Source organism: Mycobacterium zoologicum (genome assembly GCF_020181635.2).
Classification (GTDB): Bacteria; Actinomycetota; Actinomycetes; order Mycobacteriales; family Mycobacteriaceae; genus Mycobacterium; species Mycobacterium zoologicum.
In genome coordinates this window covers 160,915-176,802 of sequence record NZ_JAYJJS010000007.1, presented here as the reverse complement: position 1 = coordinate 176,802, position 15,888 = coordinate 160,915, and the positions used below count along the sequence as shown (strand labels likewise).

Here is a 15,888-nt window from a genome sequence, read left to right as displayed (position 1 = left end):
GGTTGCGGTGACGGAACTGTTGTCCCATGACGATCCCCCTACCAGCCCAACTGACGACGACGGCCTCGCCCTGCTGCGCGGCGACGGGCTGCGGCCCCGGGTGATGGCGGATTTCCGCAAGCATCTGGGCAGCGTGTTGACCGGAGTGTTCGGCGGGGTCCTCTTCGACGAGGTGGCCATGCTGCCGATCGCGGCCTCGGTGGATCGCACCGGCCGATTCCGCGACAACTTCACCGACCGTGCCCTGCGCAGCGGGTTCAGCGGACAGGCGGTCCTCGCCGGCGCCGAGCAGCGCAAGAAGCACGCCCAGTGGCTGATCAACCAGCACCGCAGCGTGCGCGGCACCGGAGTCGGCGAATACGACGGGGTCCGCTACAGCGCCCTGGACCCTGACCTGTGGCTGTGGATCATCGCCAGTGCGGTGCACGCGATGATCGTGTCGTATCCGGTGTGCAGCGGAACCACCTTGCGGCCCAAGGAAATCGAAGCGGGCTACCAATACCTGCGCCATCTGTTCAGCGATCTGGAGCTGCCCAGCCGGCGCGGCAGGCTGCCCGAGACCTACGCCGAGTTCGACGCCTACTACGACGAAACGGTGGCAACCGGATTGGCCGCCAACGGGTTTCTGCGCGGCCAGTTCGCCACGCTGACCCGGCTGCCGCTGCCGACCCTGCTGCTGCCGGGGTGGCTTCGCCCCGTACTCACCCCGCCGTGGCTGCTGGTGCGGCCGCTGATCGGGCACGTTGTTCAGGTCTGCTCGGCCAAGACCATGCACCCCGATGTCCTGGCGCTGATCGGATTCGACCTCAAGCGCCGCCACGACTGGGAATTCGCGGCCTACTCACGCCTGCTGCAGTTGGCCTGGCTACTGCTGCCGGACCGGCTGCTGCTCGAACCGATGCACTACAACCGGGTGCGTCTGGACACGCTGCGCGAACGACTCGACGGCTCGGCTCGCGCCCAGGCCCGCTACGAGCGGGCGGCGAAGCGACTGCAGCGCCAGAACACCTGGCTCGCCGGCTTCTACGGCAGCTATGGCCTCGACACGTTCGCGGTCCCGGAGAGTCGGGGCTGCCCCTTCGGGTGAACGATCACTCCCGCGAGCGCAGCACCGCGTCGTAGAGCTCACGGCGCGACACCGTTCCCGGGACCGTGGAAATCACTTGCGCACAAGCATCTTTGACCCGCACCCCCTCACCCGCCAGCCGGTGGACCTCGGCCACCAACGTCGGCAGGTCGGCGCGCGGCGTCGCCCCGGCCAGCACCACGGTGATCTCCCCCAGCACGCCGCCGGCCGCCCACTCGGCCAGCTCGGCCAGCGTGCCGCGCAACACCTCCTCGTGAGTCTTCGTCAGCTCCCGGCAGACCACGACGCGCCGGTCGCCGCCGAGCTCGTCGACCGCGTCACGCAGGCACTCGGCCAGCCGCCGGGGTGACTCGAAGAAGACGGCTGTGCGCCGTTCGTCGGCCAGCGATGCCAGCCACGCGCGGCGTGCCGCCTGCCGACGCGGTGCAAAACCCTCGAAGCAGAACCGCTCCGAGGCCAGCCCGGACACCGCCAGCGCCGTCGTCACCGCCGAGGGGCCGGGCAGACAGCTGACCGGCAGTCCGGCCTCGGCGCAGGCGACCACCAGGCGGTATCCCGGGTCGCTGATCAGCGGCATCCCCGCGTCGCTGACCACCAGTACGGTGGCCCCGGCCTCGATCTCGGCCAGCAGCGTCGGCACCCGCGCCGCCTCGTTGGCGTCGAACAGGCTGACCACCCGCCCGCCGATCTGCACCCCGAGAGCCTTGGCCAGGGTGCGCACCCGCCGGGTGTCCTCGGCGGCCACCACGTCGGCGGTGCCCAGCGCGGCGACCAGCCGCGGCGAGGCGTCGTCGGGCCGGCCCAGCGGGGTCGCTCCCAACAGCAATCGACCATCGGACATGGCGCACAGCCTACGATCGTCTGCGTGAGCGCCCCGACCGCAGCCGCACCCGCGGCCGTCCCGGAGCGCACCGCGCCGATGATCAGCCCGGGGCTGCTGGTGCCGGTGGCCGACTTCGGGCCCACCGACCGCGCCCGCGGCTGGGGAGTGACGGCATCGGTCACCCTGCTGGCCGCCGTCACCCGATTCACCAACCTCTACGCCCCGACTGACGCCGGCACCCCGATCTTCGACGAGAAGCACTACGCGCCGCAGGCCTGGCAGATGCTGCACAACCACGGCGTCGAGGACAACCCCGGCTACGGCCTGGTGGTGCACCCGCCGGTGGGCAAGCAGCTGATCGCGATCGGGGAGGCGATCTTCGGCTACAACGGGCTGGGCTGGCGATTCACCAGCGCGCTGCTCGGGGTGCTCGCGATAGCCCTGCTGGTGCGCATCGTGCGGCGCATGACCCGCTCGACGCTAGCCGGCGGGATCGCCGGGCTGCTGCTGGTGGGCGACGGGGTCAGCTTCGTGGCGGCGCGCACCGCCCTGCTGGACGGGTTCCTGACGTTCTTCGTGGTGGCGGCGTTCGGGGCGCTGATCGTCGACCGCGACCAGGTACGGATGCGGATGCACACCGCGCTGATCGAGGGGCGCTGCGGCGTGACGCCGTGGGGCCCGCGGCTGGGGGTGCGCTGGTGGCGCTTCGCTGCCGGGGTGCTGCTCGGACTGGCCTGCGCCACCAAATGGTCGGGGCTGTACTTCGTGGTGTTCTTCGGCGCGATGTCGTTGGCGTTCGACGTGGCCGCGCGCCGGCAGTACCGGGTGCGACGGCCGTGGCTGGGTACGCTGCGCCGCGACGTCGGCCCCGCCGCCTACGTCTTCGCGCTCATTCCGGTCGGGGTGTATCTCGCGTCGTATGCGATGTGGTTCGCCTCCGAGACCGGCGTGGACCGCCATGAGGAAGGCCAGTCGATCGGGCTGACGAGCCGATTCCCGGTGCCCGACGCGCTGCGGTCGCTGTGGCATTACACCTACCAGGCGTATCGCTTCCACTCCGGGCTGACCAACGCCGCCGGCAACCACCATCCGTGGGAGTCCAAGCCGTGGGCCTGGCCGATGTCGCTGCGCCCGGTGCTGTACGCGATCGACCAGCACGACGTCCCCGGCTGCGGCCCGCAGTCCTGCATCAAAGCGGTGATGCTGGTGGGCACGCCGGCCCTGTGGTGGCTGGCGGTGCCGGTGCTGGGCTACGCGCTGTGGCGCTGCCTGGTGCGCCATGACTGGCGTTACGCCGCGGCGCTGGTCGGCTACTGCGCCGGGTGGCTGCCGTGGTTCGCCGACATCGACCGGCAGATGTACTTCTTCTACGCGGTCCCGATGGCGCCGTTCCTGGCGATCCTGGTCGCGTTGATCTGCAGCGACATCGTCCAGGAGGGACGCGCCCGCACCGAGGAGCGCTGGACGCTAGGGCTGATCGCGGTGAGCTGCTACGTGGCGGCGGTACTGACGAACTTCGCCTGGCTGTACCCGGTGCTGACCGGGCTGTCCATCTCGCCGGCGACCTGGAACATGGAGATCTGGTTGCCCAGCTGGTCCTAGATCACCGGTAATCGAACTGGTGTGCGATACGCTGGCTGCTGTGGCGATACCGGTGCAGGAGTCACTGTTCGCATTGAGCGACCGGCGACAGCTCAGCGAGGGCGCCTGGCTCGACGTCCGGCCGGGCTGGCTGTCCGACGGCACCGAACTGGTCAACGAACTCCAGGCCGCCGTCCCGTGGCGCGCGGAGCGCCGCCGGATGTATGACCGGGTGCTCGATGTGCCCCGGCTGGTGAGCTTCCACGACCTGGCCGTCGATGCGGCGCCGCACCCGGTGGTCGCCAAACTGCGCCGGCGGCTCAACGACATCTACGCCGGGGAACTCGGCGAGCCGTTCACCACGGTCGGGCTGTGTCTGTACCGCGACGGCGCCGACAGTGTGGCCTGGCACGGCGACACCCTGGGCCGGGGCGCCAGACAGGACACCATCATCGCGATCGTCAGCGTCGGCGCCACCCGCACCTTCGCCCTGCGGCCACGCGGGGGCGGTCCGGCACTGCGACTCCCCCAGCGGCACGGCGACCTGGTGGTGATGGGCGGCTCCTGCCAACGGACCTGGGAGCACGCGATCCCGAAGACGGTCACCCCCACCGGGCCGCGGATCAGCATCCAGTTCCGGCCGCGCGGTGTGCGGTAGCCCCGTACGGCGGTTAGCCGCGTACGGCGTTGACCGCGGCCACCAGCAGGTCCCGGGCCCGCTGAGTGTCCACCGGGACGACGGGCTTGTTCGGCACCACCAGCGGGTTGGCGGTGACCAGCACCTGGTACGAACCGAAATAGGCCGCGTAGTTGTAGATCTCGCCGAACTGGGTCTTGCCGCCGTTCGTGGTCTGAACGACGCGGTGCACCCCCATGGTCTGCACCCCGTTGATGCGCGGCACCTCCACCGATTCGATCAGGCCGCGCATCTGGCCCCCGGCGAATCCGATCCGGCGACAGGTGCGTCCCGGCTCGCTGACCGGCACCGGCTCGGAGGTCTCCAGCGCGATGGTGATGAAGCGGTTGCCGACGCCCTCGGCGGCCACGGCCGCCATGTTGCCCTGCATGCCCGGCGGCAACTGCTGGCTGATCGCGAACTTCGAGCAGTCCGGCGGGTCGAAGGTCAGGCCGGCTGGCAGTGCGGTGCCCGCCAGCAGCTTGGGGTCGATCCCGGTGGGCGCGATGTCCTTGACCTTGAAGTCGTCGCCGAAGGAGGACTTGACGTCGGCCACCTTGGCGATATCGGCGGTCGCGTCGTGCCCGGAACCGCAGGCGGCGAGCATCCCGACACAGCCGATCACCAGCACCGCACGCAAGTTCAACATCGCAGACAATTTACCCAATGCGGCCCGATGGCCGGCCAGTGGTCATCCCACCGCTTGGATTGCTTGGCGGCCAACGTTTTTGATCTGATCGGCGACGTCGCGACCGAACGGCAGCTGCTTGTCGCCGGGCACGTCGATCACGGTGGTGACGATGCCCGGGTCGTCGCGCTCCCAATACGCACCCAGGTGATCGAGGATGGCGCGCATCGGAAGGTTGTCGCCCAACACCCGCGCGGTGAACTTCTCGATGCCCTCCAGTCGCGCGATCACCGCCACCGCCCCGAGCAGGAAGGTTCCGATGCCCTTGCCCTGGTAGCTGTCGCCGACGAGGAACGCGATCTCGGCGACGGTCGGGTTCTCGGTGTCACGGACGAATCGTGCGTCGGCGACGAACGAACCGTCCGGTTCGGTGACCACCCAGACGAAGTGGTCGACGTAGTCGACCTCGAACAGGTAGTGCATCAGGGCCGGACTGGGCATGCGGGCGGTCATGAAGCGCCGGTAGAGCGTCTCGCCGGAGAACTCGACGTGGCCCTGCAGGGTGCGCGCGCTGTCGCCGGGCAACACCGGCCGCAGCAGCAGCTCGGTGCCGTCGCGGGCCTTGATCGGTACGGCGGTGATGTAGGCGGCCAGGCGCTGGCGCGCGATGCGCACCAGCCGATCCATCACCTCCGGGATCTGGATCATCTGGTCGAAGGCGTGATGGTCGCCGACCCAGCCGGACAGTGGCGAGGAGGTGGTGACGGTGGCGGTGCGTCGGCCGTTGCGCAGCAGGGCGATCTCTCCGACGACCATGCCGTCGGTGACCTGGCTGATGATCACGGCGTCGTCGTCGCCGACGTGGGTGATCTGGGCCGATCCCGAGGAGATGAGCAGGAAGGACACCGCCTGCTCGCCCTGGCGCATCAGTTCGATGCCGGCGGGAGCCTGCAAAGGCGTCAGAACGGCGGCCAGCGGCACCAGATCGCTGGTGGTGCAGCCGGAGAAGACGTCCATGGCTGCCAGGTCGGCGGTGGATAACTCCACGTCAGTCACTGTGGCACCCCCGAACCCGCCGCGACATCACCCATGGACCGTTCCGCCTTTGTTCGCCAATCAAGGCTAACCGGTGGGTCCTAACCGGTAATGATTTAACAGCGTTGTAACCACACCGATTCGGCGTTAGCGATTAAGGCGGCTAGCCTGTGCCCGCTGACAGCGACACGCGAGGAAGAGATCACAACACATGAGCGAACTGAACCCGAAGCTGCACGACATCTACGACGAGGTACTGCGCCGCAACCCTGGTGAGGCAGAGTTTCACCAGGCCGTCTTCGAGGTTCTCAGCAGCCTCGGCCCGGTGGTGGCCAAGCACCCCCAGTATGTCGACAGCGCCGTCATCAACCGGATGTGCGAGCCCGAGCGTCAGATCATCTTCCGGGTGCCGTGGCTCGACGATGACGGCAATGTGCAGATCAACCGGGGTTTCCGGGTGGAGTTCAACTCGGCGCTGGGCCCGTACAAGGGCGGGCTGCGGTTCCACCCGTCGGTGTACCTGGGGATCATCAAGTTCCTGGGCTTCGAGCAGATCTTCAAGAACTCCCTGACCGGCCTGCCGATCGGCGGCGGCAAGGGCGGGTCGGACTTCGACCCCAAGGGCCGCAGCGACAACGAGATCATGCGGTTCTGCCAGTCGTTCATGACCGAGCTCTACCGCCACCTGGGCGAGTACACCGACGTCCCGGCCGGTGACATCGGCGTCGGCGGGCGTGAGATCGGCTACCTGTTCGGCCAGTACAAGCGGATCACCAACCGCTACGAGTCGGGTGTGCTGACCGGCAAGGGCCTGAGCTGGGGCGGTTCGCAGGTGCGCACCGAGGCGACCGGTTACGGCGCGGTGTATTTCGCCGACGAGATCCTCAAGACCGCCAAGGACTCGTTCGAGGGCAAACGGGCCGTGGTCTCGGGTTCGGGCAATGTCGCTATCTACGCGATCGAGAAGATCCACCAGCTGGGCGGCACCGTGGTGGCCTGCTCGGACTCGTCGGGCTACATCGTCGACGAGAAGGGCATCGACCTGGAGCTGCTCAAGGAGATCAAAGAGGTCAAGCGCGAGCGCATCGAGGCCTACGCCAACGCCCGCGGCGGCGCGACGCAGTTCGTCAACGGCGGATCCATCTGGGATGTGCCCTGCCAGATCGCAATTCCCTCAGCCACCCAGAACGAGCTGGACGGCGACCACGCCGCGACGCTGGCCAAGAACGGCTGCAAGATCGTCGCCGAGGGTGCCAACATGCCGTGCACCCCGGAAGCGGTCAAGCTGTTCACCGACGCCGGTGTGACGGTGGCCCCGGGTAAGGCCGCCAACGCCGGTGGGGTGGCCACCAGCGCCCTGGAGATGCAGCAGAACGCCTCGCGTGACTCGTGGAGCTTCGAGTACACCGAGCAGCGGCTGGCGGCGATCATGCAGAGCATCCACCACCGCTGCCTGGTCACCGCCGACGAGTACGGCGCCCCCGGCAACTACGTGGTCGGCGCCAACGTCGCCGGCTTCATCCAGGTCGCCGACGCGATGACCGCGCTCGGCCTGATCTGACGCTTCACCCTCGACTCTGCGGCTACCAGGCAGTGCTCTCGCACTTCTGCCGGGTAGCCGCAGAGTCAACGTCGTTTCGACGTACCATCGCCGGTATGAGTTGGATTCTGCGCACCGGCGCCTCCCTCAGCGTCGCCGCCCTGACACTCCTCGGCAGCGCGACCGCCCACGCCGACGACGCCAGCTACATCGCCGCCCTGGATTCTCAGGGCGTCTTCCGCTCCGGACCGCCCAACGCCCGACTGTCTGCCGGGCACCGGTTCTGCAGCCAGCTGCGCAACGGCGAGAGCCCCGAGCAGGTCGCCGACAGTTTCGTGCGCCGGCCGTCGTTCGGCGGCCCCTCGATGGTCGACGATCTGACCGTCAACCTGCGCCCGGTGATCAACATCGCCCAGCACGAACTGTGCCCGGAGACCTTGCGCTGACTATTCGGCGTCGTCGATGTCCGCTTCCGAAACCAGTTCCGCGTCAATGACCTCGTCGATCAGCGGGATGTCGATGACGTCGCCGGAGACCACGACCGGCGCCCACTGAGCAGCATCCAGGCCGTGCTTCTCGGTGAGGAACCGCAGCCGGTAGGCCTGTTGGGCCCTCTCGAATGTCTGATGCGCGATGCGGGCGTTGAGGCCACCGTTGACCACCGCACCCAGGATGGGAACCGCCTGTGCCAGTTTGCGTTTCGCGAGCCGGAATCCCAGTGCCAGGGAGACTTGGCGGATCACGTTGTCCGCCTGCTGCGGCTGAAGCCGGTGCCACGATGCCTGACGCATCATCTGCTGGGTCAAGCGCGAGAGCGACGCCAGCGCCGCGGCCTTCTCCGCGGAGTTCCCGGCGGCGCAGTAGGCGATCACCCCGGAGGCGAACGCCTGCTCGTCCGGTTCGCGGACGTCGTAACCATAATGCGCCGCAACCAAGGCCACGATGCGGCCCATCCCGACCATGACCGCGGTGACGTCGGCGACCACCGCCGAAGCTGCGACCGTCAGTGTGGTGCCGCCGCTGACCGTGCTCGACACCGCCGCACCCGTGACCGCCAGCGACGACGCCGCGCCCTCGGCCACCGCCAACGCGATATAGCGCTCCTTGCGGCGCGGCACCGAGCGGTCGCAGTGTTGCAGGTCGAGCCGGCGGACTTCGCCATAGGACCCGACCGCGACGCCCCCGTCGGCGAACGTCGCTAACACGTCGGCGGGCTTGACCGAATTGAGTCCGCGCTCGACCAGGAGTGTGTGCAGCGTTTCCAACGCCTTCATGGTGAGCTGGTCCAGCTTTCCGAGGGCGGCAGTGGCACCCGGTACTTGCTCGATGCCGGAGCGGACGTGGCCGGCGACCTGGTGGGCGCGACCCATGACGCCCTGACTCAGATTCTCGAACAGCCCGGGGCGCTGCGTGCCGGTAGCCGCCTCCAGCAGGGCATCCCAAGCCCTGCGCTCGTAGCCGGACATGCCGGGCTGGATGGTCTGGGCCACAGTCGAAACGTTACCGACGAAGTCAACGCTGCAGCGCGACCGCGCATATTCGCTGACGCTCGTCATTGACGACTGTCAGCGAGACGGCGTACGGTGCGGAAATGGACCAAACCGGCATACCGTCCGTAGCTCCCCCGTCTGGCGGGGGTGTCCGGGAGGCCCGTCGGCTCGAAACACGGGCACGGTTGCTCGACGCGGCCCTGGCAGAGATCGCTCAGCGTGGCCTGGCCGCCGCTGATGTCAGTGCGATCGCCGCCACGGCGGGCGTGGTGCGGGGAACGTTCTACTTTCACTTTCCCACCAAGGAACACGTCCTCATCGAGGTCGAACGCAACGAGGAGATCCGGATCGTCGGCGAGCTCGCCGGCGGAGTAGGCGATCTGGCGTCCGTGCTATCCCAGCTGGTCCAATACATTCTGAGCGCCGAACGTCGTTTGGGCGCAGCCGTTTTCCGGGACATGCTCGGTCTGCATTTCTCATCGACCCGTCCCGTCGAAGACGCGCTGACAGAGCATCCGTTGGCGCAGTTCCTGGTGGATGTCATCACCCAGGCGAAGTCTGCCGGGCAGGTTCCCCCAGAGGTCGACGCCGCCGAACTCGGAACGTTTTTCCTCACCGGCCTTTTCGCATTATTGGCCACCGGAGCCCACGATCCCGAACTGCTGGATCGGTACGTATCAACGATCGTCAAAGGAATGGAGATCCGATGAACAGCAATGGCATTGAGGGATACCGGGACTTCCTGGCCAGGCGCGACGGCGAAGCCGACTTGCTCAACAGACGGTTGGCCAATCGCGAACTGTTCTTCGACCGCCTTGGAGCGAAACCCATTCGATCAGCGAAAACCGTTGACCGGCCCACCTTTCTTCGTAACCTGCGGAAGCGACGGCCCGAGCCCGGCCTGGACCGACGGATGCTGTTCCTGCTGGCGACGGCGAAACTCAATCAGGCAGAACGATTCGGCGTCGGTCTGGGCGAGACCTACGGACGCAACAGCGACGAGAGTCTGCCGCCGGAGAACGTCTACCTCGAACTGGAGGAGCACTACCACACCAGACTGCTGGCCTACGCGCTCGACGTCTTCGGGCTGCCCTTCCAGGTCGTTCCCCCGCCGTTTGTGATACGGCAGTTCGTCAAGACCGGGGTGTTTCTGCCCGAACGACTTTCGTTCATGTTCGTCGGAGCCGCAGAGATGGCGGGCTGCATCATGTTCGACGAACTACGCCGTGTCAGCGCCGAACTGTTCGCCGACGAACCCGAAGTGGCAGAACGAATCACGTTGCTCTACCGAGAGATTCTCACCGACGAGATCGGCCATGTCGGCTACTGCGCGTCACGCTGCACGACGGCGGAGCGGGCGATCATGCGCCGCATCTACCCGTGGATCGGGCGATTGATCGCCGGGCAGACCGCCGAGATCGGCCTGCTGATCGATCCGGCGGCGTTGCATGCCCGATTGGACCGATCTTTTGACGTCGGGGACCTCACCGCCGAACTGGACAACGAAACGTATCTGGTCGCGCACCCTTGAGACGCTGAGCCCTGGAATCGGGGATGCGTCGCCACATGCGGCGCGGATCATGACAGGAGTGGAGCTAAGGGGAATCGAACCCCTGACCTTCTCGATGCGAACGAGACGCGCTACCAACTGCGCTATAGCCCCTGACGGATTGCCAGGCTACCAGCCTGCGACCGGTGCTCTGAAACCGAGACCTACTGGCCGGACGCGCGCGGCAGGTCGCCCCGCCAGTCGTACTCGCCGGCGGTCGAGGCGTACTCCAGGTGCTCGAACACCGGGTCCTCGTCGTCGATCTCCAGCACCGCCACGCCGGGCCGGCGCAGCCGCGACGGCGAGACCTCGAACGCCTCGGTGTGCGCGGCCTCGCGCTGGGCACGCGGCCGTTCGGCGCGACGCGCTCGACGCGCCCGCACCTGCTGCTCGATGCGGGTCTGGCGCCGCAGGTAAGCCAGGTAGAGCACGGTCGCGCCGGCCGCTCCGCCACAGATCCACCACGCAGTCGGGGCGACGGTGAAGGCCGTCAGCGCCGAGACCGTCAGGATCGATGCCAGCGACAGCAGCACCCGCTTGCGGAACTCGAACTTGCGGGCGCTGACCGCGGCCGCAGTCTTGCTGTCGGAGCGCGGACGCCGGACAGCCTGGCCGTCATTCGACGACTCGGCGGCGGCTTCCAGCCCCGAGCTGTCGTCGATGGTCTCGTACTCGTAGCCCTCGGCCTCGGTCTCCCGCTCGGCCTCAACAGCAGCCTCGGCCTCCGCCGCGACCTCGGCAACCCGCGCTGCCTCAGCCTCCGCCTCAGCCTCCGCAATGCGCGCCGCTTCAGCCTCAGCCTCGGCAACCCGCGCCGCTTCAGCCTCCGCCTCAGCCTCCGCAATGCGCGCCGCTTCAGCCTCCGCGGCAGCCTCGGCCTCAGCAGCCGCCTGCGCCCGCGCCTGGGCAAATCCCGCCTCCGACAGCGGCAATACGTCGGAATCGTCGTCGACGACGACGTCCACGTCGAGATAGTCGAGTTCGCACTGCTCGCCGACGGCGGCGGCAACGAACACCCGCGACTCGGAGTTCTCGGCGACCTCGACGGACTCGGCAGAATGCTCGGGTTCGTCGGACTCATCAAGGTCGTCGTCGGCGGTGTTCTGCTGCCAGTCCGGGTCGCTGCGGTGTCCGGCGGCCGGCCCGCCGCGCTTGAGTAGCCGGGCGCTGGAACCGCTGGTCAACACCCGGGTGGCCAATGCGACGTCGCTGGTGCGCCGCACGGCGTCGCGCTTGCTGACCAACATCGGCACCAGCACGAACAGCCAGAGGACGACCAGGGACATCCAGAGCAACGATTGCGGGATGCTGGGCATGGTGGCCTGCTCCTTTCCCAGCCAAGGCTAGGTCTGTGACCTACGCGACCTTCGACGGCGCGCCGAGCCAATTACACAGTTGTAATTTACTCCCTGACCTCGGTAGTCACAACTACCACACGGGCAACAACACGCCTTTAAACCCAGGCGGCACGTCCGGAGCGGACCAGCGCCGCGGTCACCGACCCGGCCAGCTCCTCGACGGTCAGCGCCACCAACAGGTGATCCCGCCAGCCGCCGTCCACGTCGAGGTAGCGCTGCAACAGCCCCTCCTCGCGGAATCCGGCCTTGGCCAGCACCGCTCGGCTGGCCGCGTTCTCCGGCCGGACGGTGGCCTCCACCCGGTGCAGCCGGAGCGGCCCGAAGCAGTGGTCAAGCCCCAGCGCCACCGCCCCGGTCGCCACTCCTCCGCCGGCCGCCGCACTGGACACCCAGTAGCCGATCCACGCCGAGCGCAGCGCGCCGTGGGCGATGTTCCCCACGGTCAACTGGCCGCAGAACCGGCCGTCGAGCTCGATCACGAACGGCAGCATCCGCCCGTAGCGGGCCTCGGTGCGCAGACTGGAGCAGACCTGCGGCCACGCCGCGGAGCTGTGCCGGGTTTCCCAGTCCACTTCGAGACTGGGTTCCCAGGGTTCCAGGTGAGCGCGGTCGGCCGTGCGGATCCGGCTCCACGCCACACCGTCGCGCATCCGCACCGGCCGCAGCCGGATCACCCCGGCCGCCACCCGTAACGGGCCGAGCACCGTCGGCCAACCCGGGTGCTGGACGGCCTTGAAAGGCCACAGATTCACCAGCATGTCCCGGAACTCAACCCCGCTGCGCCAGGAACGCGACGTCGACGACTTCGCCGGTGCCGACCTGCTCGATCTCCTCGGGAATCACCACCAGGCAGTTCGCCTCGGCCAGGGTGGCAAGCAGGTGCGACGACGTGCTCGCCGTCCCACCGAGCACCTGCACCAGGTACTCGTCGGTCTGGTCGTCGCGCATCAGCTGACCCCGCAGGTAACCCTTACGCCCCGGCATCGACGTGATCGGGCCCAGCGTTCGGGCCTGCACGATCCGGCGCATCGGTTCACGTTTGCCCAGCGACAGCCGGATCAGCGGGCGGATCATCACCTCGAACACCACCAGCGCACTCACCGGGTTGGACGCCAACAGGAACGTGGGCACACCATCCGGGCCGAGCTGCCCGAAACCCTGCACCGAGCCGGGATGCATCGCGATCCGGGCGACCTCCAGCTCACCCAGACCGGACAGCGCCGCGCGGACCTCCTCGGCGGCGGCCCCGCCGACACCGCCGGCGATCACCACCACCTCGGCACGGTTGAGCTGACCCTCCACCACCTCGCGCAGCTTCTTGGGGTCGGCGCTGACGATGCCGACGCGGTTGACCTCCGCGCCCGCATCGCGCGCGGCCGCGGCCAGCGCATAGGAGTCGACGTCGTAGACCTGGCCGTTGCCGGGCGTCCGGTTGACGTCGACAAGTTCGCCGCCCACGGCCAGCACCGAGACCCGCGGCCGCGGGTGCACCAGGACGCGATCGCGGCCGACGGCGGCCAGCAGGCCCACCTGCGCGGCGCCGACGACCGTGCCGGCGCGTACCGCGATGTCGCCCGGTTGGACGTCGTCCCCGACCCGGCGCACATAATCACCCGGTCGCACACCGCGCAGCACCCGGACCCGGGTGTTCCCGCCGTCGGTCCAGCGCAGCGGCAGCACGGCGTCGGCCAGGGTCGGCATCGGCGCACCGGTCTGGATGCGGGTGGCCAGCTTGGGCTGCAGTCGGGTGGGCGTTCGCGCGCCGGCCTCGATGGTGCCCAGCACCGGAAGGGTGACCGCGGCGTCTCGGCCGTCGTCGCGCTCTGGACCTCCTGAGCTGTCGCCGATCGCCTCGGCGCCGTACACGTCCACGCTGCGCACCGCGTAGCCGTCGATGGCGGCCTGGTCGAAGCCCGGCATGGGGCGCTCGGCGACCACCTCTTCGGCGCACATCAGACCCTGCGCCTCGGCGATCGCCACCCGAACCGGGCGCGGCGCCACCGCGGCAGCCGAAACCCGGGCCTGCTGCTCCTCAACCGAACGCACGACGCGCCTTTCTCCGATGCAGCCTGGGTCCTGGCGCCAGGTCAGTTCTCCGCCAAGCCCAACCGCGCCACCAGCCACCGGCGCAGATCCGGACCGTAGTCATCACGATCCAACGCAAAGTCAACCGCAGCCTTGAGGTAGCCGCCCGGATTTCCCAGGTCGTGTCGCGACCCGCGGTGCACGACGACGTGCACCGGATGACCTTCGGCGATCATCAAAGCGATGGCATCGGTGAGCTGGACCTCGCCGCCGGCCCCGCGGTCGATGCGGCGCAGCGCATCGAATACCGCCCGGTCCAGCACGTAACGTCCCGCCGCGGCGAACATCGACGGCGCATCTTCGGCCCGCGGCTTTTCCACCATGCCCCGGACCCGCAGCACATCGGGGCTGTCCGCGTCCGGCGCCTCTTCGACGTCGAAGACGCCGTAGGCGATGACCTCCTCCGGAGTGACCTCGATGGCGCACAGCACGGAGCCGCCGCACCGGGCCCGCACCTTCGACATGGTCTCCAAGACCCCGGTCGGCAGCACCAGGTCGTCGGGAAGAAGGACGGCCACAGCATCTTCGTCAGCCGACAACACCGGTTCGACACAACTGATGGCATGTCCCAACCCCAGCGGCTCGGCCTGAACCACCGACTCGACCTTGATCAGCTCCGGCGCCCGACGCACCTTGGCGAGCATCGCCTCCTTGCCACGCGCCTCCAGCGTGCCCTCCAGGACCAGGTCCTCGACGAAGTGCGCGACGACCCCGTCCTTGCCCTCGGAGGTGATGATCACCAGCCGTTCGGCACCGGCCTCGGCCGCCTCGGCCGCGACCAGCTCGATCCCGGGCGTGTCGACGACGGGCAGCAGTTCCTTGGGCACCGTCTTGGTGGCGGGCAGAAACCGGGTGCCCAAACCCGCCGCGGGAACAACCGCGGTGCGGGGAATCGAGACCTTCGGCGTGTGCATTGCTCAACACGATAACTCCCACCAGGCTCCACCCCCGCTCTGGCGGTGGGCGCGCCGATGCTGACAGGCTGGACGCCGTGACCGACAACGCGCCTGCGGCCGCGAAATCCGAGTTGCGCTCGCAACTGCTGGCAGCCCGGCGTGCGGTGTCGCCCGAGTTACACGCCGGCGAGGCGGCCGCGCTGGCCGGTCACCTGGCTGTGCTGGCGGCCGCCGCCGGCACGGTCTGCGCCTACCTCCCGGTACGCGGCGAACCGGGGTCGACAGCCATGCTCGACGGGCTGGCCCACCGCGGGGTCCGGGTGCTGCTGCCGGTGGTGCGCACCGACGACGACGGTGTTCCGCTGGCACTGTTGTGGGGCGACTATCACCCTGACACACTGGCCAATCCCCTGGTTGAAGCCCGATTCGGCCTGCTCGAACCCGCCCCGCCGTGGTTGCCGGCGGAATCGGTGGCGCAGGCGGATCTGATGCTGATCCCGGCACTGGCCGTCGACCGCCGGGGCGTTCGACTGGGCCGCGGGGCGGGGTTCTACGACCGGTCTCTGGAGTTGTGCCGGGCGGGAGTCCCGCTGGTGGCGGTGGTTCGCGACGCCGAGCTCGTCGACGAACTGCCTGCCGAGGACCATGACGTGCCGATGACCCATGCCCTGACGCCGGAGTTGGGCGCGGTGGCGCTGGGGTGACCCGGAATGCGGAAGGCCACATAGCGGTTCTAGCACTTGGCACGGTAGAGTGCTAACCCGATTGTCTCGATTCCACGGAGGTTCGTGTGCCCACCTACAGCTACGCCTGCACCGAGTGCGGCAACCGCTTCGACGTGGTCCAGGCCTTCACCGATGACGCGCTGACCACCTGCGATCAGTGCAACGGGCGGCTCCGCAAGATCTTCGGCAAGGTCGGCGTGGTCTTCAAGGGCAGCGGGTTCTACCGCACCGACAGCCGCGAGTCGGGCAAATCCTCCTCGAACGGCAGCAGCCCCGCCGCCAAGAGCGATTCGGGCAGCACCGCAGGCGAGAAGTCCGCGTCCACCGAGAAATCTTCCAGCGACTCCAAGCCGGCCGACAAGCCCGCCACCCCCGCTGCCGCCCCGGCGACCACCTCAAGCTAGTTATCCACAGT

The 15,888-nt window shown here is 68.4% G+C and carries 17 protein-coding genes and 1 tRNA gene; 9 read left to right on the top strand and 9 right to left on the bottom strand.

Annotated features, from left to right (window positions below; translation table 11 throughout):
- Positions 1 to 19: 19 nt before the first annotated feature.
- Positions 20 to 1,087, top strand: a complete 1,068-nt coding sequence (locus K6T84_RS08675; protein ID WP_408066078.1) for an oxygenase MpaB family protein — start codon at positions 20 to 22, stop codon at positions 1,085 to 1,087.
- 4 nt (positions 1,088 to 1,091) lie between these two features.
- Here K6T84_RS08675 and rsmI read toward each other — a convergent pair whose 3' ends face one another.
- Positions 1,092 to 1,928, bottom strand: coding sequence for a 16S rRNA (cytidine(1402)-2'-O)-methyltransferase (rsmI, locus tag K6T84_RS08670; RefSeq protein ID WP_225401573.1), 837 nt, complete (start codon positions 1,926 to 1,928; stop codon positions 1,092 to 1,094).
- A 78-nt stretch (positions 1,929 to 2,006) separates the two neighbouring features.
- On the opposite strand from rsmI, the gene K6T84_RS08665 reads away from it, so the two are divergent.
- Together K6T84_RS08665 and K6T84_RS08660 are read left to right on the top strand one after the other, a co-directional pair.
- Positions 2,007 to 3,512 carry a dolichyl-phosphate-mannose--protein mannosyltransferase gene (locus K6T84_RS08665; RefSeq protein WP_225401975.1) on the top strand — a complete coding sequence of 502 codons (1,506 nt, stop codon included), beginning with the start codon at positions 2,007 to 2,009 and terminating at the stop codon, positions 3,510 to 3,512.
- Between the two features lie 40 nt (positions 3,513 to 3,552).
- Positions 3,553 to 4,149 carry an alpha-ketoglutarate-dependent dioxygenase AlkB gene (locus K6T84_RS08660; RefSeq protein ID WP_224864712.1) on the top strand — a complete coding sequence of 199 codons (597 nt, stop codon included), beginning with the start codon at positions 3,553 to 3,555 and terminating at the stop codon, positions 4,147 to 4,149.
- A 13-nt stretch (positions 4,150 to 4,162) separates the two neighbouring features.
- Here K6T84_RS08660 and K6T84_RS08655 read toward each other — a convergent pair whose 3' ends face one another.
- Both K6T84_RS08655 and pat read right to left on the bottom strand, forming a co-directional pair.
- Entirely contained in the window at positions 4,163 to 4,816 is a 654-nt protein-coding gene (locus K6T84_RS08655) for a DUF5642 family protein (protein WP_224864711.1), read from the bottom strand.
- Between the two features lie 42 nt (positions 4,817 to 4,858).
- Positions 4,859 to 5,812 (bottom strand): acetyltransferase Pat, encoded by a 954-nt coding sequence (pat, locus tag K6T84_RS08650; RefSeq protein ID WP_224865685.1) that lies wholly within the window; start codon positions 5,810 to 5,812, stop codon positions 4,859 to 4,861.
- A gap of 229 nt (positions 5,813 to 6,041) precedes the next feature.
- On the opposite strand from pat, the gene gdhA reads away from it, so the two are divergent.
- Together gdhA and K6T84_RS08640 are read left to right on the top strand one after the other, a co-directional pair.
- Positions 6,042 to 7,391, top strand: a complete 1,350-nt coding sequence (gene gdhA / locus K6T84_RS08645; RefSeq protein ID WP_224864710.1) for an NADP-specific glutamate dehydrogenase — start codon at positions 6,042 to 6,044, stop codon at positions 7,389 to 7,391.
- A 95-nt stretch (positions 7,392 to 7,486) separates the two neighbouring features.
- Complete coding sequence (locus K6T84_RS08640; protein ID WP_224864709.1) at positions 7,487 to 7,816, top strand: DUF732 domain-containing protein; 330 nt, start codon at positions 7,487 to 7,489, stop codon at positions 7,814 to 7,816.
- Here K6T84_RS08640 and K6T84_RS08635 read toward each other — a convergent pair whose 3' ends face one another.
- Complete coding sequence (locus K6T84_RS08635; protein ID WP_225401572.1) at positions 7,817 to 8,860, bottom strand: EcsC family protein; 1,044 nt, start codon at positions 8,858 to 8,860, stop codon at positions 7,817 to 7,819.
- A gap of 101 nt (positions 8,861 to 8,961) precedes the next feature.
- Between K6T84_RS08635 and K6T84_RS08630 the strand changes: the two genes are divergently transcribed.
- The gene (locus tag K6T84_RS08630) at positions 8,962 to 9,570 is read left to right on the top strand and encodes a TetR/AcrR family transcriptional regulator (RefSeq protein ID WP_225401571.1); all 609 of its coding nucleotides are present in this window, start codon (positions 8,962 to 8,964) and stop codon (positions 9,568 to 9,570) included.
- A complete protein-coding gene (locus tag K6T84_RS08625) occupies positions 9,567 to 10,391 on the top strand; it encodes a hypothetical protein (protein ID WP_225401570.1) in 825 nt (274 codons plus the stop codon). The genes K6T84_RS08630 and K6T84_RS08625 overlap by 4 nt, the downstream gene beginning before the upstream one ends.
- A 59-nt stretch (positions 10,392 to 10,450) precedes the next feature.
- On the opposite strand, the gene K6T84_RS08620 is transcribed toward K6T84_RS08625, so the two are convergent.
- The 5 genes from K6T84_RS08620 to K6T84_RS08600 all read right to left on the bottom strand — a co-directional run bounded on the left by K6T84_RS08620 (position 10,451) and on the right by K6T84_RS08600 (position 14,766).
- Positions 10,451 to 10,523: transfer RNA gene (locus K6T84_RS08620), tRNA-Ala, on the bottom strand.
- Positions 10,524 to 10,573: 50 nt separating this feature from the next.
- On the bottom strand, positions 10,574 to 11,725 hold the full coding sequence (sepX, locus tag K6T84_RS08615; protein WP_225401569.1) for a divisome protein SepX/GlpR: 1,152 nt from the start codon (positions 11,723 to 11,725) through the stop codon (positions 10,574 to 10,576).
- Positions 11,726 to 11,862: 137 nt separating this feature from the next.
- Positions 11,863 to 12,525, bottom strand: coding sequence for a GNAT family N-acetyltransferase (locus K6T84_RS08610; RefSeq protein WP_224864704.1), 663 nt, complete (start codon positions 12,523 to 12,525; stop codon positions 11,863 to 11,865).
- Positions 12,526 to 12,535: 10 nt separating this feature from the next.
- On the bottom strand, positions 12,536 to 13,813 hold the full coding sequence (gene glp / locus K6T84_RS08605) for a molybdotransferase-like divisome protein Glp (RefSeq protein ID WP_224864703.1): 1,278 nt from the start codon (positions 13,811 to 13,813) through the stop codon (positions 12,536 to 12,538).
- A gap of 41 nt (positions 13,814 to 13,854) precedes the next feature.
- Positions 13,855 to 14,766, bottom strand: coding sequence for a UTP--glucose-1-phosphate uridylyltransferase (locus K6T84_RS08600; RefSeq protein ID WP_225401568.1), 912 nt, complete (start codon positions 14,764 to 14,766; stop codon positions 13,855 to 13,857).
- A gap of 77 nt (positions 14,767 to 14,843) precedes the next feature.
- On the opposite strand from K6T84_RS08600, the gene K6T84_RS08595 reads away from it, so the two are divergent.
- Together K6T84_RS08595 and K6T84_RS08590 are read left to right on the top strand one after the other, a co-directional pair.
- Entirely contained in the window at positions 14,844 to 15,452 is a 609-nt protein-coding gene (locus K6T84_RS08595; protein ID WP_224864701.1) for a 5-formyltetrahydrofolate cyclo-ligase, read from the top strand.
- A gap of 86 nt (positions 15,453 to 15,538) precedes the next feature.
- Complete coding sequence (locus K6T84_RS08590; protein ID WP_224864700.1) at positions 15,539 to 15,877, top strand: FmdB family zinc ribbon protein; 339 nt, start codon at positions 15,539 to 15,541, stop codon at positions 15,875 to 15,877.
- Positions 15,878 to 15,888 lie beyond the last annotated feature (11 nt).

Coding starts and splice junctions, on each gene's coding strand:
- K6T84_RS08625 (WP_225401570.1), top strand. CDS start 9,567: ATGAACAGCAATGGCATTGAGGGATACCGGGACTTCCTGGCCAGGCGC.
- rsmI (WP_225401573.1), bottom strand. CDS start 1,928: ATGTCCGATGGTCGATTGCTGTTGGGAGCGACCCCGCTGGGCCGGCCC.
- pat (WP_224865685.1), bottom strand. CDS start 5,812: ATGGACGTCTTCTCCGGCTGCACCACCAGCGATCTGGTGCCGCTGGCC.
- gdhA (WP_224864710.1), top strand. CDS start 6,042: ATGAGCGAACTGAACCCGAAGCTGCACGACATCTACGACGAGGTACTG.
- K6T84_RS08630 (WP_225401571.1), top strand. CDS start 8,962: ATGGACCAAACCGGCATACCGTCCGTAGCTCCCCCGTCTGGCGGGGGT.
- sepX (WP_225401569.1), bottom strand. CDS start 11,725: ATGCCCAGCATCCCGCAATCGTTGCTCTGGATGTCCCTGGTCGTCCTC.
- K6T84_RS08665 (WP_225401975.1), top strand. CDS start 2,007: ATGATCAGCCCGGGGCTGCTGGTGCCGGTGGCCGACTTCGGGCCCACC.
- K6T84_RS08655 (WP_224864711.1), bottom strand. CDS start 4,816: ATGTTGAACTTGCGTGCGGTGCTGGTGATCGGCTGTGTCGGGATGCTC.
- K6T84_RS08600 (WP_225401568.1), bottom strand. CDS start 14,766: ATGCACACGCCGAAGGTCTCGATTCCCCGCACCGCGGTTGTTCCCGCG.
- K6T84_RS08640 (WP_224864709.1), top strand. CDS start 7,487: ATGAGTTGGATTCTGCGCACCGGCGCCTCCCTCAGCGTCGCCGCCCTG.
- K6T84_RS08610 (WP_224864704.1), bottom strand. CDS start 12,525: ATGCTGGTGAATCTGTGGCCTTTCAAGGCCGTCCAGCACCCGGGTTGG.